12 protein-coding genes, 2 tRNA genes and 3 rRNA genes are annotated in these 20,312 nt (G+C 65.1%); 13 read left to right on the forward strand and 4 right to left on the reverse strand.

What is annotated here, in order from left to right; translation table 11 throughout:
• Positions 1–318, reverse strand: a 318-nt coding sequence (locus tag FJY88_04045) for a hypothetical protein (protein ID MBM3286511.1), incomplete at its 3' end; no start/stop codon positions are given.
• Positions 319–344: 26 nt separating this feature from the next.
• Here FJY88_04045 and FJY88_04050 point away from each other — a divergent pair.
• Positions 345–767 carry a cytidine deaminase gene (locus FJY88_04050; GenBank protein MBM3286512.1) on the forward strand — a complete coding sequence of 141 codons (423 nt, stop codon included), beginning with the start codon at positions 345–347 and terminating at the stop codon, positions 765–767.
• Positions 764–2,083 carry a thymidine phosphorylase gene (locus FJY88_04055; GenBank protein ID MBM3286513.1) on the forward strand — a complete coding sequence of 440 codons (1,320 nt, stop codon included), beginning with the start codon at positions 764–766 and terminating at the stop codon, positions 2,081–2,083. Before FJY88_04050 ends, FJY88_04055 begins: the two co-directional genes overlap by 4 nt.
• A 67-nt stretch (positions 2,084–2,150) precedes the next feature.
• Here the strand turns inward: FJY88_04055 and FJY88_04060 are convergent, their stop codons facing one another.
• A complete protein-coding gene (locus FJY88_04060) occupies positions 2,151–4,433 on the reverse strand; it encodes a PBP1A family penicillin-binding protein (GenBank protein ID MBM3286514.1) in 2,283 nt (760 codons plus the stop codon).
• Positions 4,434–4,788: 355 nt separating this feature from the next.
• On the opposite strand from FJY88_04060, the gene FJY88_04065 reads away from it, so the two are divergent.
• The 9 genes from FJY88_04065 to ruvA all read left to right on the forward strand — a co-directional run bounded on the left by FJY88_04065 (position 4,789) and on the right by ruvA (position 14,410).
• A 16S ribosomal RNA gene (locus FJY88_04065) occupies positions 4,789–6,341 on the forward strand.
• Between the two features lie 141 nt (positions 6,342–6,482).
• Positions 6,483–6,559: transfer RNA gene (locus tag FJY88_04070), tRNA-Ile, on the forward strand.
• A 77-nt stretch (positions 6,560–6,636) separates the two neighbouring features.
• Positions 6,637–6,709, forward strand: a tRNA-Ala gene (locus FJY88_04075).
• A 183-nt stretch (positions 6,710–6,892) separates the two neighbouring features.
• Positions 6,893–9,921, forward strand: a 23S ribosomal RNA gene (locus FJY88_04080).
• Positions 9,922–10,019: 98 nt separating this feature from the next.
• Positions 10,020–10,136 (forward strand): 5S ribosomal RNA (gene rrf / locus FJY88_04085).
• The 16S, 23S and 5S rRNA genes sit together here with 2 tRNA genes alongside, the layout of an rRNA operon.
• Before the next feature lie 213 nt (positions 10,137–10,349).
• A complete protein-coding gene (locus FJY88_04090) occupies positions 10,350–12,431 on the forward strand; it encodes an elongation factor G (protein ID MBM3286515.1) in 2,082 nt (693 codons plus the stop codon).
• Positions 12,432–12,467: 36 nt separating this feature from the next.
• Positions 12,468–13,223, forward strand: coding sequence for a YebC/PmpR family DNA-binding transcriptional regulator (locus FJY88_04095; GenBank protein MBM3286516.1), 756 nt, complete (start codon positions 12,468–12,470; stop codon positions 13,221–13,223).
• 57 nt (positions 13,224–13,280) lie between these two features.
• Entirely contained in the window at positions 13,281–13,796 is a 516-nt protein-coding gene (gene ruvC, locus FJY88_04100) for a crossover junction endodeoxyribonuclease RuvC (protein ID MBM3286517.1), read from the forward strand.
• Positions 13,793–14,410, forward strand: a complete 618-nt coding sequence (gene ruvA, locus FJY88_04105; protein MBM3286518.1) for a Holliday junction branch migration protein RuvA — start codon at positions 13,793–13,795, stop codon at positions 14,408–14,410. The genes ruvC and ruvA overlap by 4 nt, the downstream gene beginning before the upstream one ends.
• Here ruvA and FJY88_04110 read toward each other — a convergent pair.
• Both FJY88_04110 and FJY88_04115 read right to left on the reverse strand, forming a co-directional pair.
• Positions 14,407–16,188 carry an ABC transporter ATP-binding protein gene (locus FJY88_04110; GenBank protein ID MBM3286519.1) on the reverse strand — a complete coding sequence of 594 codons (1,782 nt, stop codon included), beginning with the start codon at positions 16,186–16,188 and terminating at the stop codon, positions 14,407–14,409. The two genes, ruvA and FJY88_04110, sit on opposite strands and share 4 nt — an antisense overlap.
• A 25-nt stretch (positions 16,189–16,213) precedes the next feature.
• A complete protein-coding gene (locus FJY88_04115) occupies positions 16,214–18,028 on the reverse strand; it encodes an ABC transporter ATP-binding protein (protein MBM3286520.1) in 1,815 nt (604 codons plus the stop codon).
• Between the two features lie 211 nt (positions 18,029–18,239).
• On the opposite strand from FJY88_04115, the gene ruvB reads away from it, so the two are divergent.
• Positions 18,240–19,247 carry a Holliday junction branch migration DNA helicase RuvB gene (gene ruvB / locus FJY88_04120; protein MBM3286521.1) on the forward strand — a complete coding sequence of 336 codons (1,008 nt, stop codon included), beginning with the start codon at positions 18,240–18,242 and terminating at the stop codon, positions 19,245–19,247.
• Between the two features lie 23 nt (positions 19,248–19,270).
• Positions 19,271–20,311 (forward strand): tRNA preQ1(34) S-adenosylmethionine ribosyltransferase-isomerase QueA, encoded by a 1,041-nt coding sequence (queA, locus tag FJY88_04125; protein MBM3286522.1) that lies wholly within the window; start codon positions 19,271–19,273, stop codon positions 20,309–20,311.
• Position 20,312 lies beyond the last annotated feature (1 nt).

Genomic DNA, 20,312 nt, shown 5'->3' on the forward strand with positions numbered 1-20,312 from the left:
GACCTCCGGGTGCCTGCGCGACAGCTTGTCCTCGATCCGCCCCACGCAGCCGGCGATCCGGATCGTTCCTTCCGACTCCAGAGCGGTCAGAAACAGAACCCAGAGGTAGAGCGCGTCGCCGATCTCCTCCTCCAGCCGGCCGACATCGCCGAGGGCGAGGGCCTCCAGGACTTCCTGGACCTCTTCGGCGAGATAGGGGGCGAGGCCCGGCCCGGTCTGCGCCCTGTCCCATGAGCACCCGTCCGGGCCCCGGAGCCTGGCGCAGAGGTCGCGGAGGCGGCTCATCCCCTCGAGAAGACTGGACTCGTTCGTTCCCATGGCGGGAAGATACCATGGGGATGGAGATGAGGACGCGGTCGAGGACGAGTCGTGCGGCGGACGCCAGAGCTGCGCGGGCGGCGCGGGAGGCGGCCGCGGCCGCGCACGCCCCCTATTCGGGCTTCCGGGTCGGAGCCGTGCTCGAGGATCGCGAGGGCCGGTTGCACGCCGGGTGCAACCTCGAGTCGGCCTCCATCGGCCTCTCGCTCTGCGCGGAACGCGCGGCTCTCGGAATCGCCCTATCCAGGGGAATCCACCGCTTCCGGCGGCTCTTCATCTACACGCCGACGGCACGGCCCACCAGACCCTGCGGAGCCTGTCGGGACATGCTCCTGCGCGTCGCGGGAGACCTCCCGATCGTCCTGCTGTGCGACGCGCTCCCAGCGAGACGGACCTCTCTCGGAAGGCTACTTCCCGCCGCCCCCCAGAGGACCGGCGTCCGCGGATGAACCTCCCCTTCTCGGCGGTGCGGGCGATCATCCGCAAGCGCGACGGCGGATCGCATCCTCCCGGCGAAATCGAGGCGATGATCGCGGGATTCGTCGACGGCTCCGTCAGCGACTACCAGATGACGGCCTGGCTGATGGCGATCCTGTTCCGGGGGATGACACGGGCGGAGACCACGGGACTGACCCGCGCGATGATCGGCTCCGGCGCGCTGCTGCCGCCATGGAGGGACGGGCCGCCGGTGGTCGACAAGCACTCCACCGGGGGCGTGGGGGACAAGGTTTCCCTCGCTCTCGCGCCGCTGGCGGCGGCCTGCGGGCTCAGGGTGCCGATGATCTCGGGGCGGGCCCTCGGGCACACGGGCGGCACGCTCGACAAGCTGGAGTCGATCCCCGGGTATCAGGTCGAGATCGACCCCGCCCGATTCGAATCGATCGTCGATCGCGTGGGGTGCAGCATCGCGGGCGCATCGGAGGACCTGGTTCCGGCGGATCGCAGGATCTACGCGTTGCGCGATGTCTCGGGGATCGTCGAATCGCCGCCGCTCATCGTCTCCAGCATTCTGTCCAAGAAGGCGGCCGCGCGCCTGGACGGGCTCGTCCTCGACGTGAAGGTCGGCTCGGGCGGCTTCATGAGATCGCGCGGGGACGCCCGCGCCCTCGCCTCCCTCCTGCTTCGCGCGGGGCGCGATCTCGGGATGCGCGTGGAGGCGTTCTTGACCTGGATGGGCGATCCGCTGGGCGAGACGATCGGCAATGCCCTTGAGGTCCGAGAAGCGATCCGCTTCCTCAAGTGCGAGCCGGTCGCCGCCGACTTCTCGCTCGTCACGCGCGCCCTCGCCTGCGCAATGCTGCGCGTGGGAGGCGAAGGCAGGAGAGCCGAGATCGAGAGGCGAGTCGATTCGGCCCTCGCCTCCGGAGCCGCCCTCGATCGCCTGCGCGCGATGATCGCGGCGCACGGCGGCGATCCCCGGGTCGCCGACGATCCGGATCTCCTTCCATCGTCGCGAAGAGTCCTTTCGGTCCGATCGAATCGGGCGGGGTGGGTCAGGCGGATCGATGCCCGCGCGATCGCCGAGATCGTCGTCGATCTCGGCGGGGGACGGCGGAGGGTGGAGGACCGGATCGATCCCAGCGTTGGAGTCGTGCTCGGCGTCCGTCGGGGGGACCGCGTCGGCGCGGAAGACCTCCTGGCGCAGGCTCACATCGGCGCGGATCACCGCGGAGATCGGCTCGTCGAGCGGATTCGAGAGGCCTTCGTCATCTCCCCGGCCAAGCCCCGATCGATTCCCCCGCTGATCGAGCAGGTCTCTCGTTAGGGCCGCTTCGGAGGCTCTCTCCTCGCCCCCTTCTTGACCCCACGCGACCGGGCGCCGTCCAAGGGCTCTACCATCCCTCGTCGGCGGTAGGCGTCTCCTCTTCGGGGAGATCGAGGCCCGGTGCGTGCGCCGAGCAGTAGGTGGTGGGTTCCGTGCCCGCGCGGTAGATGTCGTGAGCCACGGGACAGTGGGGGCCGGCCAGAAGGCCGCTGCGTTCGCACGTGGCCACGCCGACCATCCCTTCGGGCACCTGGAACTCCTCTTCCCCGTTGATCCGGACGAACTCCTTCATGAAGTCGACCCAGATCGGCAGGGCCGCCTTCGCGCCGGTCATGCCGCTGCCGAGAGTGCGCTTCACGTCGAAGCCGACCCAGACGGCGCAGACGCACCTGGGCGTGAAGCCGATGAACCATGCGTCGGTGTAGTCGTCGGTGGTCCCCGTCTTGCCCGCAGCCGGAGCCCGGAACTCCATCTCGCTGCGGGCGGTGCCGGCAGTGCCCCGGTCGATCACGCTTCGCATCATGCTCACGAGCGAGGCGCTCGTCTTCTCGTCGAGAACCTCGACGTTCCGGGGCACGCTTTCCTCGATCGTTCTTCCAAGGCGGTCCTCCACCCTCAGGATGGAGACCGGCGACACGAGGATCCCCTGGTTGGCGAATGAGCCGTAGGCCGACGCCATCTCGAGGGGGGTGACCTCGGCCGTCCCGAGAGCGATCGAGAGATAGGCGGGAATCTCCCCGCGGATACCGCAGCGATGGGCGAAGTCGACAACTTGCCGAGGGCCGACTCGGTCGAGAAGCTTCACGCTGGGGATGTTGATCGACTTCGCGAGGGCGTGGCGCAGCGTCATCGAGCCCTCGAATCGGTTCTTGAAGTTGCGCGGCGTCCAGTACCCCATCGCGGCGCTCCGCCCCATCGGGTAGCTGACAGGCTCGTCGACGATGAGATCGCCCGGCCTCGCCCCCTCGCGCAGCGCGATCGCGTAGACGAACGGCTTGAACGCGCTACCGGGCTGCCTGCGCGCCTGGACCGCGCGATTGAATCGGCTGTCCTGCCACGCTCGGCCCCCCACCATGGCCAGGATCTCTCCCGTCTGCGGCTCCAGCGCGACAAGGGCCGCCTGCAGGTAGGGCGTCCCCTCCTCCGCCCCCGGCCGCTCGCTCTCCCGGTACGAGTCGAACCTGTCGCGATAGAAGTGGTCCTCTTCGATGGCGCGCGTACTCTTGTCGATCGCCTTCTCGGCGGCCCGCTGCAGGCGGAGGTCGAGGGATGTGTGGATCCCCATCCCTCCGTGGTAGACCCCCTTTGCGCCGTAGCGCTCCATGAGCTGCAGGCGCACGTACTCGAGAAAGTAGGGGGCTTCTCCCGCCGGCGACGCGCCGCCGAGGATTCCGAGAGGCGCGGCGATCGCTTCCTGGTAGGCGTTGGTGTCGATGAATCCCCGCTTCGCCATGGCGGCGAGGACTCGATTGCGCCGCCCCATCGCCCGCTCCGGCCTGCGGACGGGGGAGAAGGCGGTCGGATTCGCGGGAAGGCCCGCGATCAGGGCAGCCTGCGGGACCGTCAGATCGCGCACGTCCTCGCCGAAGTAGCGATGGGCGGCGGCCTGCACTCCATAGGCTCCGTCGCCGAAGTAGATGCGGTTGAGATAGAGCTCGAGGATCTCGTCCTTCGAGAAGGAACGCTCGAGACGAATCGCGAGGATGATCTCCTTGATCTTGCGCTCGAGCGTGCGGCTCTGATCGAGGAAGAGGTTTCGCGCGAGCTGCTGCGTGATCGTGCTCGCGCCCTGAGTCACCTCTCCCGCGCGAACGTTGCGCGCGAACGCCCTCACGATCGCGGTGAGGTTCACTCCCCAGTGGCCGTAGAAGCGGCGATCCTCCGCGGCGAGCACCGCCTCGATCATCGTTTGCGGAACCTCCGCGAGAGCGATCGGCTGCCGGTCCTCTACGAAGTAGTTTCCCACAGGGCTGCCGTTGCGGTCGTAGACGACCGAGCGCGCGCTCGGTCGCAGCTCCTCCATCGTGCTCGGGATCGGCAGTCCGCTTCCCCAGAACATGAAGAGCGCGTAGAGCCCCGCTGCCATGAGGAGCGGAGTGACGACGATGGCGATGAGAAGGCGCTTCATGGCGCGAGCGAACCACACCCTCGCGATGGGGGTCAAGACGACCCCCCGGAGGTGGGGGCTGGCCGGCGCGCCAGGGGCGCGGCCTTCGCCCGTCGCTGCCGGCCCGCGCAGCGGCCTTTCTGCCTCAGGCGGGCGCCGCGGGGTGCCGATGATTGGATCGGCAGGCCCGGATCGCGAGGGAGGATCCCGCGGCCGTCCGCGCCCTTCGGTCCCCAATCCCATTGTTTGCAGCGAGTTGCAGGATTCGACCGGTCGCGAAAAAAGACTGCAACAAAGGGCTTGACGGCCGCGCGGAATGAACCTAGATTGGAAAATCCGTCGGCAAGGGTTTGGCTTTGGTTTTCCGCTTGAGCCCTACCGTCCAGGGATGTCTATCCCCAGTTGACGAGCCAATGCCGCGGGCATATTATGTCGGTTTGCGCGTCAGCGCGAGGCACGTTCATTGACAAGAGAAGAGTGTAGGTTTGGCGAGCCCGAGTCGGCGCGCTGCGGCCTTGTCTCAGGCAAGGCCGACAGGCGCACCGTCATATTCAAACGTCCTTGATCTCGTATCGAGGACGCTCCGAGTTTTCGAACACGGAGAGTTTGATCCTGGCTCAGAACGAACGTTGGCGGCGTGGATTAGGCATGCAAGTCGAACGGGGTTGGGGGCAACTCCAACCTAGTGGCGAACGGGTGAGTAACGCGTGGGAAACCTGCCCTCGAGATGGGGATAACACTTCTAACGAGGTGCTAATACCGAATAAGACCACGGGATCGCATGGTTCTGCGGTCAAAGGTGGCCTCTGCTTGCAAGCTACCACTCGAGGATGGTCCCGCGTCCCATTAGCTAGTTGGTGAGGTAGCGGCCCACCAAGGCGACGATGGGTAGCTGGTCTGAGAGGATGGTCAGCCACACTGGGACTGAGATACGGCCCAGACTCCTACGGGAGGCAGCAGTCGAGAGGCTTCGGCAATGGGGGAAACCCTGACCGAGCGACGCCGCGTGGGCGATGAAGGCCTTCGGGTTGTAAAGCCCTGTCGTGCGGGAAGAAGGGTTCAACGGCGAACAGCCGGGGGACCTCGACGGTACCGCAGAAGGAAGCTCCGGCTAACTCCGTGCCAGCAGCCGCGGTAATACGGGGGGAGCAAACGTTGTTCGGAATTACTGGGCGTAAAGGGCGCGTAGGCGGTTCCGTAAGTGGGATGTGAAAGCTCCTGGCTCAACCAGGAGACTGCGTCCCATACTGCGGGGCTTGAGTGCAGGAGAGGATGGGGGAATTCCCGGTGTAGCGGTGAAATGCATTGATATCGGGAGGAACACCTGTGGCGAAGGCGCCCATCTGGTCTGTTACTGACGCTGAGGCGCGAAAGCTGGGGGAGCAAACAGGATTAGATACCCTGGTAGTCCCAGCCGTAAACGGTGGGCACTAGGTGTGGGAGGCATCGACCCCTCCCGTGCCGCAGCTAACGCATTAAGTGCCCCGCCTGGGGAGTACGACCGCAAGGTTGAAACTCAAAGGAATTGACGGGGGCCCGCACAAGCGGTGGAGCATGTGGTTTAATTCGATGCAACGCGAAGAACCTTACCTAGGCTTGACATGCACTGGACAGGTGTGGAAACACACCCTCCTTTCGGGGCCGGTGCACAGGTGCTGCATGGCTGTCGTCAGCTCGTGTCGTGAGATGTTGGGTTAAGTCCCGCAACGAGCGCAACCCTTGTCCTTAGTTGCTACCAAGTCAAGTTGAGCACTCTAGGGAGACTGCCGTCGATAGGACGGAGGAAGGTGGGGATGACGTCAAGTCCTCATGGTCCTTACGCCTAGGGCTACACACGTGCTACAATGGCCGGTACAGAGGGTTGCAAGATCGCGAGATGGAGCCAATCCCAAAAAACCGGTCTCAGTTCGGATTGGAGTCTGCAACTCGACTCCATGAAGTCGGAATCGCTAGTAATCGCTGATCAGCAGGCAGCGGTGAATATGTTCCCGGGCCTTGTACACACCGCCCGTCAAGCCACGAAAGCTGGTAGTACCCGAAGTCGCTGTGCCAACCGCAAGGAGGCGGGCGCCTAAGGTAAGACTGGTGATTGGGGCTAAGTCGTAACAAGGTAGCCGTACCGGAAGGTGCGGCTGGATCACCTCCTTTCTAAGGAGTCAGGAACGGCCCTGCGGGAAACCGCGGCGCCAGTCCAGACTCATCGGTCGATCGACTCGACTTGCCGCCTACACTCTCTCTCTTGTTGAACCAGGAGCTAGGACCTCAGACGAACGGTGTCGAACCGTATTCGTCGGGCCTATAGCTCAGGTGGTTAGAGCGCACGCCTGATAAGCGTGAGGTCGGTAGTTCAAGTCTACCTAGGCCCACCATCCCTTTTGATCCGTCTCGGGATCGCGATCGAATCTATGACCGGGTCCTGGGGCGTGCGTCCCCTCGTCAAGATTCTGGGGATATAGCTCAATTGGGAGAGCGCCGCCTTTGCACGGCGGAGGTTGCCGGTTCGATCCCGGTTATCTCCAAGATCCAAGCGGACGCGCAGGTGAACTCTTTTCTTTGCCGCGCCTATGCGTGGCGAGTTTCGTTGTTTGACAACTGTAGAGGGTAGAAACGATTTCTGCCGCGTAGCCACGCGGCGCCGGTGGATTCCTGCTTGCAGGAGGAATCCGGTGTCGCGAGAGCTCGTGCACCAAAACAACGGGTTCGATCAAGCTACTAAGGGCAGATGGGGGATGCCTTGGCGTCAGAAGGCGATGAAGGACGTGGTAAGCTGCGATAAGCTCCGGTGAGCCGCAAACAAGCAGAGACCCGGAGATTTCCGAATGGGGGAACCCGGCGGGGGTAATGCCCCGTCATCATCGGCTGAATACATAGGCCGAATGAGGCGAACGGAGGGAACTGAAACATCTCAGTACCTCTAGGAAGAAAAAGAAAACTCGATTTCCTGAGTAGCGGCGAGCGAAACGGAAAGAGCCGAAACCATCGACATGTTCAAGCCTGCATGCGTTGTGTCGGTGGGGTTGTGGGGCTGTGCCGGACCTGTGTGCAGATGGGTCGGGGAGTCAGAAACCAGCATGTTAGTCGAGCAATCTGGAAGGGTTGACCAGAGAGGGTGATAGTACCGTAGACGAAAGCATGTTGGCTCCTCGGGTGCAGTTCCCTAGTACCGCGGGACACGAGAAACCCTGCGGGAATCCGGGAGGACCACCTCCCAAGGCTAAATACTTTCTGACGACCGATAGTGTACAAGTACCGTGAGGGAAAGGTGAAAAGCACTCCTGACGGAGGGTTAAAAGAACCTGAAACCATCTGCCTACAAGCGGTCGGAGGCTGAACCGGGACTTCGGTTCCGGCTAGGCTGACGGCGTGCCTTTTGCATAATGAGCCGGCGAGTTGCTTGTGTGTGGCAAGGTTAAGCGCTTCAGGCGCGAAGCCGCAGCGAAAGCGAGTCCTAAGTGGGCGATTAAGTCGCACGCAGCAGACCCGAAGCCAGGTGATCTACCCATGGCCAGGGTGAAGCGTATGTAAAAGTACGTGGAGGCCCGAACTAGTGGACATTGAAAAGTCCTTGGATGAGCTGTGGGTAGGAGTGAAAGGCCAATCAAACCTGGAGATAGCTGGTTCTCCCCGAAATAGTTCTAGGACTAGCCTCGTGCCAATGTGTGGCGGAGGTAGAGCACTGATTGGGCTAGGGGCCCTACCAGGTTACCAAACCCACTCAAACTCCGAATGCCGTTCACATGTACCACGGGAGGCAGGCTGTGGGGGATAAGCTCCACAACCGAGAGGGAAACAACCCAGATCGCCAGCTAAGGTCCCCAAATCCAGACTAAGTGTATAAGGATGTGAAGCTGCATAAACAACCAGGATGTTGGCTTAGAAGCAGCCACCATTTAAAGAGTGCGTAACTGCTCACTGGTCTAGTGGTTTTGCGCCGATAATTAACGGGGCTCAAGTCTGGTACCGAAGCTGCGGATGTCCGGGCAATTGCGCCCGGGCGTGGTAGGGGAGCGTTCCGTTGTAGGTTGAAGCCGTCTCGACAAGAGGCGGTGGACGAACCGGAAGTGATCATGCCGGCATAAGTAGCGAGAAGACGGGCGAGAAACCCGTCCACCGAAAACCCAAGGTTTCCTGAGCAAGGTTAATCCGCTCAGGGTCAGTCGGATCCTTAGCCGAGGCCGAAAGGCGTAGGTGATGGACAACGGGCGAACATTCCCGTACCACCCGAGGGGCGACAAAGACACGATGGGGTGACGCAGAAGCGTAGGGTCAGCCGGACCGTCGGTAGTTCCGGTCCAAGCCCGTAGGAGGATCTCCCAGGAAAACCCAGGAGATCGCTAACTCCGAGAGGCGATGGGGAGGTCTTAGACCACAAACTGATCTGAAGCACGCTGCCAAGAAAAACCTCTAAGTGAGTTCTTCGGGTGACCGTACCGTAAACGGACACACGTAGGTGAGGAGAGAATCCTAAGGTGCTCGAGTGAGTCTTCCCTAAGGAACTCGGCAACATGATCCCGTAACTTCGGAAGAAGGGATGCCCCCAAGTAGGTGAGGATGCACAATCCAAGCTGAAGGGGGTCGCAGAGAAACGGCCCAAGCGACTGTTTACCAAAAACACAGGACTCTGCTAAGCCGATGAGGCGAAGTATAGGGTCTGACACCTGCCCGGTGCTGGAAGGTTAAAGAGCGGGGTCAGCCGCAAGGCGAAGCTCCAAACTGAAGCCCCAGTAAACGGCGGCCGTAACTATAACGGTCCTAAGGTAGCGAAATTCCTTGTCGGGTAAGTTCCGACCTGCACGAATGGTGTAACGATTTGGGCGCTGTCTCGGGGAAGAGCTCGGCGAAATTGAAGCAGCGGTGAAGATACCGTTTACCCGCGACTGGACAGAAAGACCCCGTGCACCTTTACTGTAGCCTGATATTGGGTTTTGGCCATGCATGTGTAGGATAGGTGGGAGGCTTTGAAGCGGGGGCGCTAGCCTCTGTGGAGCCAACCTTGAAATACCACCCTTGTGTTGTTGGAATTCTAACCTCGTGCCGTGAATCCGGCCGGGGGACATTGTCAGGTGGGCAGTTTGACTGGGGCGGTCGCCTCCCAAACAGTAACGGAGGCGTCCAAAGGTTCCCTCAGCGCGGTCGGTAATCGCGCGTAGAGTGCAAAGGCATAAGGGAGCTTGACTGCGAGACCTACAAGTCGAGCAGATGCGAAAGCAGGGCTTAGTGATCCGGCGGTTCCGTGTGGAAGGGCCGTCGCTTATCGGATAAAAGGTACGCCGGGGATAACAGGCTGATCCCTCCCGAGAGTTCACATCGACGGAGGGGTTTGGCACCTCGATGTCGGCTCATCGCATCCTGGGGCTGAAGGCGGTCCCAAGGGTTTGGCTGTTCGCCAATTAAAGCGGTACGTGAGCTGGGTTCAGAACGTCGTGAGACAGTTCGGTCCCTATCCATCGTGGGCGCAGGAGATTTGAGAGGAGCTGTCCCTCGTACGAGAGGACTGGGACGGACGGACCTCTAGTGTGCCGGTTGTCGTGCCAACGGCAGCGCCGGGTAGCTATGTCCGGATCGGATAAACGCTGAAAGCATCTAAGCGTGAAACCGACCTCAAGATGAGATCTCCCGCAGGGTAACCTGCCTAAAGGCCCCTCCGAGACTAGGAGGTTGATAGGCCGGAGGTGTACGCGCAGTAATGCGTTTAGCCGACCGGTACTAATCGGCCGTGCGGCTTGATCGAGTTGTTTCGTTGCGCGCGCTCGCGCGGCGTGAATCGTCGCCCTCTACGGTTGTCAGCGTATTGCCCCGGCGTTGTTTCTTTCGGCCGGGGATCCGGTTTCCGGTGGTCATGGCGGAGGGGCAACACCCGTTCCCATTCCGAACACGGAAGTTAAGCCCTCCAGCGCCGATGGTACTGCATGGGAGACTGTGTGGAAGAGTAGGACGCCGCCGGATTATCTTGCGAGGGCTCCTGGTCGCGTTGTGCGGCCAGGAGTCTTTCTTTTTTCCCTCCCATGTGCCCGCTTGCCCATCGTCGCGCCAGGGTGTTACCGTTACGCAGTCTGTTCTCGCCAGTCACGGTCGGGAGTCCCGGGGAAGGGCCGCCATGGTCCTCAGAGGCTTCTGTTGTTCTTCTCGATGGCCATGGCGGATGGGGGAGCTTGAGCGGTGAAGAGTTATGACACGGCGGCGATCCGCAACTTCGCGATTCTCGGACACAGCGGCTCGGGGAAGACCTCCCTCGCGGAGGCGATCCTCTATGCGGTGGGCGCGACCACGCGCCAGGGGAAGGTCCAGGAGGGGACCTCTCTGCTCGCGCACACGGCGGATGAGGTCAAGCGTCAGATCAGCCTCTACGTCTCTCTCGCTCAGGCTGAGCACAAGGGGAAGAAGCTGAACCTCCTCGATTGCCCCGGCTACGCCGACTTCGTCGGCGAGGTTTACGCGGGTCTCTACGCGGCAGACGCGGCGCTCATCGTGGTCAACGCCGTCTCCGGAGTCGAGGGCGATACGGAGAAGCACTTCGATCTCGCCGTCGAGCTCGGCAAGCCGGTCTTCTTCGTCATCAACATGATGGACAAGGACCAGGCGAATTTCACCAAGTGCGCGGAGGCGATCCGCAATCTCACCGCCCACGCCGTTCCCCTCGTCCTTCCCATCGGCGCGGGGGGCGCTCTCGAAGGTGTGGCCAACACGCTGACCGGAAAGGCCACCCTGGGTGACTCGAAGAGCCCGCGCGAGAGCGACGCTCCCGGGGCGCTCGCAGGCCAGATCGACGAGACGCGGACGCAGATCACCGAGCTCGCCGCCGAGAGCGACGACGTCCTGCTGGAGAAGTACCTCGAGAGCGGGGCCCTCTCGCCGGAGGAGGTCTATCAGGGATTCCGCCGCGGCGTCGCGAAGGGGAAGATCTTCCCGATCCTCGCGGCGTCGGCAGACCGCAACATCGGCATCTCCGTGCTCGCCGACATGCTCACCGAGATCGGGCCCTCCCCGCTCGATGTCCCCGGCCCCCTCGGGATGAGGCCGGGTTCCGAGAGCGAGACGCCGATCCAAGGCGGGCCATCCGATCCGCTCGCCGCCATCGTCTTCAAGACGACCTCCGAGGTCCTTCCCCAGGACGTCTACTTGATCCGGGTCTTCTCCGGGTACGCGGAGAAGGGGATGGATGTCTATAACTCCCGGCGGGATCAGTCGGAGCGGATGAGCCAGATCTACAACTTCCTCGGCAAGGAGCGCTCCGACACCGACAAGATCGTCGCCGGCGACATCGGGGCGACGGTCAACCTGAAGTCGACCGGGACGAACGACTGCCTCTGCCTGCGCGAGAGCAAGATCGTCCTCAAGCCGATCCCCTTCCCGGAGGGGGTCCACGAGGTCTCGATCGCGCCCGCCCGCAAGGGGGACGAGGACAAGATCGGGAACTGGCTGAACCGGATTCAGGCCGAGGACCCGACGATCCGGGCCCGTGTCGAGTCGAGCCTGCACCAGACGATCCTCCGCTGCATGGGCGATCTGCATGTTGACGTGATCCTCGACCGGATGCGGCGTCGCGGCCAGGTGGAGGCGACGACATCCAAGCCACGGGTCGACTACCGCGAGACGATCCGGGGGAACGCGGATGTCTCGTACCGGCACAAGAAGCAGACCGGCGGCCGCGGGCAGTTCGCGGATGTCTCGATCAAGGTGGAGCCGCTACCCCGCGGGAGCGGACTCGAGTTCGTCGACGAGATCGTAGGGGGTGTCATTCCCTCACGCTTCATCCCTGCAGTCGAGAAGGGGGTGAACGAGAAGGTGCAGGAGGGAGTTCTCTGCGGCTATCCGGTCGTCGACATCAGGGTCCGCCTCCACTTCGGTGGCTACCACGATGTCGATTCCTCGGAGATGGCCTTCAAGATCGCCGCCTCGATGGCGCTGAAGGACGGCGTCGAGAAGGCGCAGCCCGTCCTGCTCGAGCCGATCAACAAGGTCGATGTCACGGTCCCGGACGATTACATGGGAGACGTGATGGGCGATCTGTCGAGCCGAAGGGGGAAGATCCTGGGGATGGACTCGGCCGGAAAAGGACAGAAGGTGACCGCGCTGGTTCCCGCGGCCGAGCTCTACCAGTATTCGACGAAGCTTCGCTCGATAACCCAGGGGCGCGCGCGCTACACCTTCCAGTTCGATCACTACGAGGAGGTGCCGCGCGAGCTGCAGGACAGGCTCGTCGAGCAGCTGCGGAAGGAACAGCAGGAGGGAAACGCCTAGCTCTCCCGGCGATCTGATGGCAGGGGGTGAGGAGTCATGAGCGGCCACTCCAAGTGGAGCACGATCAAGCGGAAGAAGGGGAAGGCTGACGCCGAGCGGGGCAAGCTCTTCACCAAGTTCATCAAGGAGATCACCATCGCCGCGCGCGACGGGGGCGGCGATCCGAAGGGGAACCCCAGGCTCCGCACTGCGATCGCAAACGCGAAGGCGCAGAGCATGCCGGCGGCCAACATCGAGCGTGCCATCAAGAAGGGGACGGGCGAACTGCCGGGGACCACGTACGAGGAGTATCTGTACGAGGGGTATGGCCCGGGAGGAGTCGCGATCCTTCTGCAGGTGCTGACCGACAACAAGAACCGGACGACGAGCGAGCTGAGGCACCTGATGACAAAGTACGGCGGGAACCTCGGAGAGGCCGGCTGCGTCGCCTGGATGTTCCATAACAAGGGCCTGATCACCGTCTCACGGGAGGCCGTGGCGGAGGACAGGCTCCTGGAGGTCGCGCTCGAGGCGGGGGCCGAGGATGTCGACAGCTCCGCCGGCGACATCTACGAAGTCTACGCGCAACCTGCGGACTTCGACCCCGTGCAGAAGGCGCTCGAGGAGGCGGGGATCCCCTCCCAGAGCGTGGAGCTGACCAAGGTCCCTTCGACGAACGTCTCTCTGGACGACGAGAAGACAGCGGAAGGATTCCTGAAGCTCCTCGAGTTCCTCGAGGAGCACGACGACGTGCAGAAGGTCTTCGCGAACTTCGACATCGCCGACGAGATGATGGAGAAGCTGCGGGGCTAGGCCCCGAGGCCGCGGCGTGCGGCTTTCCAGATTCCCCCTAGGGTGGGCGCTCAGAGGATGACACGGGCGCGAATCGTGCTGGGTCTCGATCCGGGAAGCAGGAGGACCGGATTCGGCCTTCTCGCTTCAGGTCCCGACGGCATCGAGCGCATCGCCAGCGGGGAGGTGCGGCTCGATACGGAGCGGGCCTTCGCGGAACGGCTCCCGGAGCTGCGCGAGAAGCTCCTCCGGCTCCTGCGGGAGCATCGCCCGCATGAGGCGGCGATGGAGACATGCTTCGTGGCGCGCTCGGTCCGCGCCGCCCTCGTCCTCGGCCATGTGCGCGGCGTCCTGCTCCTTCTCTGTCTCGAGTCCGGCCTGGATGTCTTCGAGTACGCCCCCGCCGAGATCAAGCGGGCCGTGACGGGGAACGGATCCGCATCGAAGACGCAGGTCGCGAGGATGCTCCCGCGCCTGATGATCGGACCGCCGGCGAGCCCCACGGAGGACGAGGCGGACGCCCTCGCGGCCGCCTACTGCCACCTGGTCCGTCCCGCAATAGCCCGCGCGAAACCGCTACGGGGGATTCCATGATCGAGCGCATCGAGGGGGAGTTCCTGGAAGTCGGCCCGGGCCACATCCTGGTGAACATGGGCGGCCTCGGAGTGCGCGTCCATGTTCCGCGGACCGTCGCGGAGCGGCTGGAAGGGTACGCTCGCGGGGTCCTCTGGACGCGCCTTCTGATCCGCGACGGCGACCCGCTGCTCTACGGATTTCTCGAGCCCGAGGAACGGCTCTGCTTCGATGCCCTCCTGGGCGTGAGCGGCGTCGGGCCGAGGATCGCCCTCGCGATCCTCTCCTTCATGGCCCCCGGTGTCCTCTTCTTGGAAGCGGAGCGCGGCTCCGTCGAGCAGCTCATGCTGGTGCCCGGCGTGGGAAGGAAGCTGGCAAGCCGCATCGTCCTCGAGCTGAAGGGGAAGATTCCCGCGAGCATGCTGCAGATCCAGGCCCCGACGCCCGATGCCGCAACCGCGGGGGATCTCTCGCTCGATGCGCTGCGCGCCCTGACGGCGCTCGGCTATCCTGCTGTGGAGGCGCGGGAGGCGGTCCGCCGGTTCCTTCAGTCCCGGGGCGAGGGGGGCGCGGCCCCGATCCTGGACGAGATCGTTCGCGGCGCTCTGCGGGGGCTGAGTGGACGGGTTGGCTAGTCCGCCCCTTCTGCCGCCGTCTCGCCCGACTCCTCCTCCTGCTGCCGGAACTCCAGGTCGTAGAGCTTCGAGTAGATCCCGCCCCGGCTGAGAAGATCGGCGTGCGTTCCCTCTTCGGCCAGCCGTCCCTTGTGCAGGACGAGAACTCGATCGACGTGGCGGATCGTCGAGAGGCGATGGGCGATGATGATGCTGGTCCTCCCATGCGTCAGCCTGCGCAGGGCCTCGCGGATGCGAAGCTCGGCTTGGGTGTCGACGCTCGATGTCGCCTCATCGAGGACGAGGATCCGCGGATCGCGCGCGAGGGCCCGCGCGAAGGCGAGGAGCTGCTTCTGGCCGACGGAGAGGATGTTCCCCCGCTCGCGAAGCTCCGTCTCGAGTCCTTCGGGGAGCGCGGAGAGGAAGTCGCGGGCCCTCACCACATCGATGGCCCTCTCGACGCTCTCGGGCCCGATCGATGGATCCCTGAGGCCGATGTTCCGAATCGCCGATCCCGAGAAGAGGAACACGTCCTGGGGGACGACCGCGATGCCGCGGCGCAGCGCCCCTAGATCCCACCGGCGCACGTCGACTCCATCGATGCTGATCATGCCGCCCCAGACGTCGTAGAAACGGACGAGAAGGGAAGCGATCGTCGTCTTTCCCGCGCCCGTGTGCCCGACAAGCGCGACCGCCTCGCCGGGCGAGACGCGGAGAGACAGATCGTGCAGCACGGGCTCCTCGCGCTTGTAGCCGAAGCGGACATGGTCGAGGACGATCTCTCCCGCTCCGACGAGGGGGATGCCGCTCGACTGCCGCGCTCCTTCGGGCGAGCGGATCTCAGGTTCCGTGTCGAGCAGCTCGAAGACACGCTCCGCGCTCGCCAGCGCTCCCTGGAGGACGTTGTATCGCTCCGAGAGATCCCGGATCGGACGGAAGAAGCGCTCGCTGTACTGGAAGAAGGCGACCAGGGAGCCGATCGAGAGGGTCGCATCGAGCACCCTGCTTCCCCCGTAGCCGAGGATGAGGGCGACGGCGATGGCGTCGAGGAGCCCCACGACGGGGAAGTAGACCGAGAAGGCCTGGACCGATTTGAGGAAGGCGTCGCGGTGCTCGGCGTTCAGGCGCCCGAACTGCCGCGCGCTCGCCTCCTCGCGCCGGAAGAGCTGCACGACGGCGATGCCGCTCAAGTGCTCCTGAAGGTAGGCGTTCATGGCGGCGACCTTGGCCCGGATCGTCGTGTACGCCTCCCGAACCCGCGCCCGGAAGAGGAAGGTCGCGACGGCGAGCAGCGGCACGACCAGGAAGCAGACGAGGGCGAGCCTCACGTCGAGCATCAGCATGGCGGTCACGATCCCCGCGATCAGCAGGAGATCCCCGAAGATCGAGACGACACCCGACGTGAAGAGGTCGTTCAGGGCCTCCACATCGCCGGTGAGGCGGGTCATGATCCTCCCGACGGGGTTTCGTTCGAAGTAGGAGATCGAGAGGGTCTGCGTGTGGCGGTAGAGCCTCCTTCGGAGATCGAACATGATCTTCTGGCCGAGGGCCTGCGTCGCGTGCATCTGCGCGTAACGGAGCGCGAAGACGGCGGCGAGCAGGGCGAGGTAGGCGAGCGAGAGCCGCAAGAGGCCCGCCGTGTCCTTCGTCCGGATGTAGCGATCGATCCCGATCTTCATCAGGAGGGGAAAGAGGAGCTCGGCGCCGGAGACGAGAATCAGAAGAGCGATCGCGGCGCCGAGGGCCCCCGCGTGCGGGCGGGCGATGGCGAGCAGGCGGGTGAAGAGCCGCCAATCGATCTGGCTGCGGTAGAGGGGTTCGTCGTCATGCTGCGGGGGCACGCTCGATCTCCTCCGTGAGTCTCTGCCGCCTCTCCATCGCCGCGTAGATCCCCCCCGACGCGATCAGCTCCTGATGGGTTCCCGCTTCCGCGACCAGGCCCTTCTCGAGGACGAAGATCCGATCCGCTTCGCGCACGGTCGAGATCCTGTGCGCGATCAGGAGCGTCGTCCGCCCGCGCCGGGAACCGCGCAGGTTCTCGAGCAGCTCGGCCTCCTTGATCCTGTCGACGCTCGAGAACGCATCGTCGAGGATCAGGACGGCCGGGTCGGCGAGCAGCGCCCGCGCGAGTGCCACGCGCTGGCGCTGCCCCCCCGAGAGGGTGATCCCGCGCTCGCCGACCCGGGTCTCGAGCCCCTGCGGGAACGTCTCGATGTCCCGGGTCAGGCAGGCCAGGGCGACGGCCTGCGCGATCTCCTCCTCCGAGGACTCGGGCCTTCCGATCGCGACGTTCGCCCGCACCGTGTCGGAGAAGAGGAAGGACTCCTGCGGAACCGCGGCGACGGCCTCCCGGAGCTCCGCGAGGTCGCGCCTCCTCGCATCGATGCCGTCGATCCGCACGGCCCCCGCGGAGGGATCGTGCAGGCGGGGGATCAGGCTCACCAGAGTCGTCTTTCCGGAGCCGGTCGCTCCCACGACCGCGACCGTCGATCCGGCGGGGATGGCCAGGTCGATCCCGCAGAGGACCTCCTCGCCTCCCGGCTCGTAAGAGAAGCGGACCCGCTCGAAGGCGATCTCGCCCCGGATCCGGGGGCCCCGGTCGGGCTCGGCCGGGCTCTCGATCTCCGGCGCGCTCCTCCTGATCTCGAGCATCCTCGCCATCGCCGCCTCGCCGCGCTGGATGATCGAGAGGACCCAGCCGAGCGCGATCACGGGCCACGTCAGGATTCCGAGATAGCCCAGGAAGGCGACGAACTCGTCGAGCCCGATCGAGCCGCGGATCACTCGCGTCCCTCCGGCCCAGAGGAGAATCAGCATCAAGAGGCCGATCAGGCTTCCAAGGATCGAGATGAAGAGGGCGCGATACCGGATCAGGCGGAACCCTAGATCCATGTACCTGCGGCCGAGGAGGTCGAAGTGGTCGGCCTCGAAGGCCTCCTGGGTGTAGGCCTGCAGGACCCGGACCCCGTTGATGTTCTCCTGCAGGGTGGCGGCGATGAGCCCCGCGTGATCCTGGACCGCGCGGCTGCGGCGGTGCATCTCGCCTGCGAAGTGGCGCACCAGGAAGGCGAGCAGCGGCAGCGGGGCGATCGCGAGGAGGGTCAGGATGGGATCCAGACGGATCATGAGCACGACGCTCGCCGCGACCACGGTCGCCGTGTTCATCCCGTACATGATCCCCGGCCCGAGGACATCGCGGACGGCGTTCAGGTCGTTCGTGGCGCGGGACATGAGATCGCCGACCCTCTGCCGGTTGAAGAACGACAGCGAGAGGGTTTGCACGTGGGCGAAGAAGTCGTTTCGGATCTCGTACTCGATCCGCCGGCTCGTCCCGATCAGGATGCGGCGCGTCAGGAAGAGGAAGATGCCGCCGCCGGCGGCGAGGCCGACCAGGCGGAGGGCATAGCGGTGCATTCCTCCTTCCGCGCCCGCCTCGAGATGCGCGATTCCGGAGCGCATCACCATCGGCATCGCCAGGCTGAAGGCGCTTGTCGCCAGCGTGCAGAGATAGCCGGCGAGGAGGGCCCGGCGGTGGCGGCGCAGCCAGGGCGAAAGCTCGCTGAGGTGGGGAAGCAGCGCGCGTATGGCCGATCGAAGGGACAAGGTCAGGTTTCTCCCATGAGCGGGGATTGTCTCCAATGCGCCCGTCCAAGGTCAACGCGCGGCGGGATCGCTCGCAGGATGCGCCCGCTTCGCCGGCCTGGCGACGATGCGCCGGCGCCGCGGGCGCGTCCCGCTATCATCCGCAACGGAAGGCAGGCGGCGGGGGCCTCCCTGGTGGGATCGTCTGGCCTGTGGTAGCCTCTCCTGCGAGCGATGGAAGGAGGGGCCCTTGACCCGCTCGCCTCTGATGGATCCGATCCCGCAGGAGCAGGAGCGCGCCTTCGAGACCGATCTGCGCCCGCGCAGGCTCGCGGAGTTCGTGGGGCAGGACCGGCTGCGGGGCAACCTCGATGTCCTGGTCAAGGCGTCGCGCCTGCGCGGCGAGCCGCTCGATCACATCCTGCTGACCGGTCCTCCCGGCCTGGGGAAGACCACGCTGGCCCTCTTGCTCGCCAGGGAGATGGAGGCGGAGATCCGCTGCACGAGCGGCCCCGCCCTCGAGCGGCCGGGAGACCTCGCCGGCATCCTCACCGCCCTCCCGCGCGGCGGCATCCTCTTCATCGACGAGATCCACCGCCTCCACAGGGTCATCGAGGAGTACCTCTACCCGGCGATGGAGGACTTCCGGCTCGACATCGTCCTCGACCGCGGTCCGGGCGCCCGCACCGTTCGTCTCCATCTCGAGCGGTTCACCATGATCGGCGCGACGACGAGGGCGGGGCTCCTGAGCGCCCCCTTGAGGGCGCGCTTCGGCTTCCACGGGCGGGTCGACTATTACGGCGTCGGGGATCTCGACACCGTCCTCGCGCGCTCCGCCGAGCTTCTCGGCGTGCCGCTCGCTCCGGAGGCCCGGGAGGAGATCGCGCGACGCTCGAGGGGAACGCCGAGGATCGCCAATCGCCTCCTGCGCAGGGTGCGCGACTTCGCCCAGGTCGACGGGACGGCGCGCATCGGGCGCTCAGACGCCGCCGCCACGCTGACCCGCCTCGACATCGACGAGATCGGCCTGGACGAGATGGATCGGAGGATCCTCGAGACGCTGATCCGGAAGTTCCGCGGCGGCCCCGTCGGTCTCGCGACCCTCGCGATGAGCGTGGGGGAGGAGCCCGACACGCTCGAGGAGGTTCACGAGCCGTTCCTGATCCAGCAGGGATTCCTCGAGCGGACCCGGTTGGGACGCCTGGCCACGGCGCGCGGCTACGCGATCGTCGGTGAGACGCCGCCGGGCAAGGAGAGCCCGGGGCTCTTCTCGTAGCCGTGGCGGATCTGCTGGCCCCTCTGGACGACATCGCGCGCTACGATTATCTCCTTCCTCCGGAACGGATCGCGCAGCGCCCCGTCTCGCCTCGCGAAGCCGCCCGCCTGCTCGTCCTGCCGCAATGCGGAAGCGGGATCGAGCACAGGCGCGTCGCCGACCTGCCTGAGCTGCTCCGCCCCGGAGATCTCCTCGTCGTCAACGAGACGCGCGTCGTGGCGGCGCGCCTGCTGGGTCGGATCGCGGGGCGCGACCGGGAGATCGAGATCCTCCTCACGCGCGAGGCGGCGCCAGGAATCTGGCTCGCGTGGGTCCGCCCCGCCCGCGCGCTGCGGGAAGGGGACCCGATCGAGTTCCCGGGACAGACGGCTCGGTTCGTCTTCCTCGGGCGCGAAGGGGAGACGGCGACCCTGCGGGTCGATGGAGAGATCGCCGACCTGATCGGCTCCTGCGGTCATGTTCCCCTCCCCCCCTACATCCGCAGGCCCGACGACGCGGCGGATCGGGAGGACTACCAGACGATCTTCGCGCGGCTGCCGGGGGCGGTGGCTGCGCCGACCGCCGGACTCCACTTCACGGAGCCGCTCGTCGAGGCCCTGGAGTCCCGGGGAATCGAGATCGCGCGGCTCTCCCTCCATGTCGGGCCGGGGACCTTCCGTCCGCTCAGGACGCCGGACTTGCGGGAGCATCGGGTCGAGTCCGAGTACTATGCGATCGAAGAGGGAGAGATGGATCGAATCGCCGGGGCCCGCCGCGCCGGAAGGCGGATCGTCGCCGTCGGGACTACGACCACCCGGGCCCTGGAGTCATGGGCCAGAAGCGAGTCGCGGGGCGCGGGGGCGCTCGCTGGCTGGACGGATCTGACGATCGTCCCGCCCTTCGCATTCGCGGCGGTCGATGTGCTGATGACGAACTTCCACCTTCCGCGGAGCAGCCTGCTGCTCATGGTCTGCGCCTTCGGAGGGCGCGATCGGATCCTCCATGCCTACCGAGAGGCGGTCGAGCGCGGCTATCGCTTCTATTCCTACGGCGACGCCATGCTGATCTTCGGCAGGGAGGGCTGAG

The sequence above is a fragment of the Candidatus Eisenbacteria bacterium genome (genome assembly GCA_016867495.1).
Lineage (GTDB): Bacteria > Eisenbacteria > RBG-16-71-46 > CAIMUX01 > VGJL01 > VGJL01.

What these genes read in the sequence shown, in the direction of transcription:
- FJY88_04050 (MBM3286512.1), top strand. Translation starts at nt 345, where the DNA reads ATGAGGACGCGGTCGAGGACGAGTCGTGCGGCGGACGCCAGAGCTGCG.
- FJY88_04055 (MBM3286513.1), top strand. Translation starts at nt 764, where the DNA reads ATGAACCTCCCCTTCTCGGCGGTGCGGGCGATCATCCGCAAGCGCGAC.
- FJY88_04060 (MBM3286514.1), bottom strand. Translation starts at nt 4,433, where the DNA reads ATGGGATTGGGGACCGAAGGGCGCGGACGGCCGCGGGATCCTCCCTCG.
- FJY88_04095 (MBM3286516.1), top strand. Translation starts at nt 12,468, where the DNA reads ATGAGCGGCCACTCCAAGTGGAGCACGATCAAGCGGAAGAAGGGGAAG.
- ruvC (MBM3286517.1), top strand. Translation starts at nt 13,281, where the DNA reads ATGACACGGGCGCGAATCGTGCTGGGTCTCGATCCGGGAAGCAGGAGG.
- ruvA (MBM3286518.1), top strand. Translation starts at nt 13,793, where the DNA reads ATGATCGAGCGCATCGAGGGGGAGTTCCTGGAAGTCGGCCCGGGCCAC.
- ruvB (MBM3286521.1), top strand. Translation starts at nt 18,240, where the DNA reads ATGGATCCGATCCCGCAGGAGCAGGAGCGCGCCTTCGAGACCGATCTG.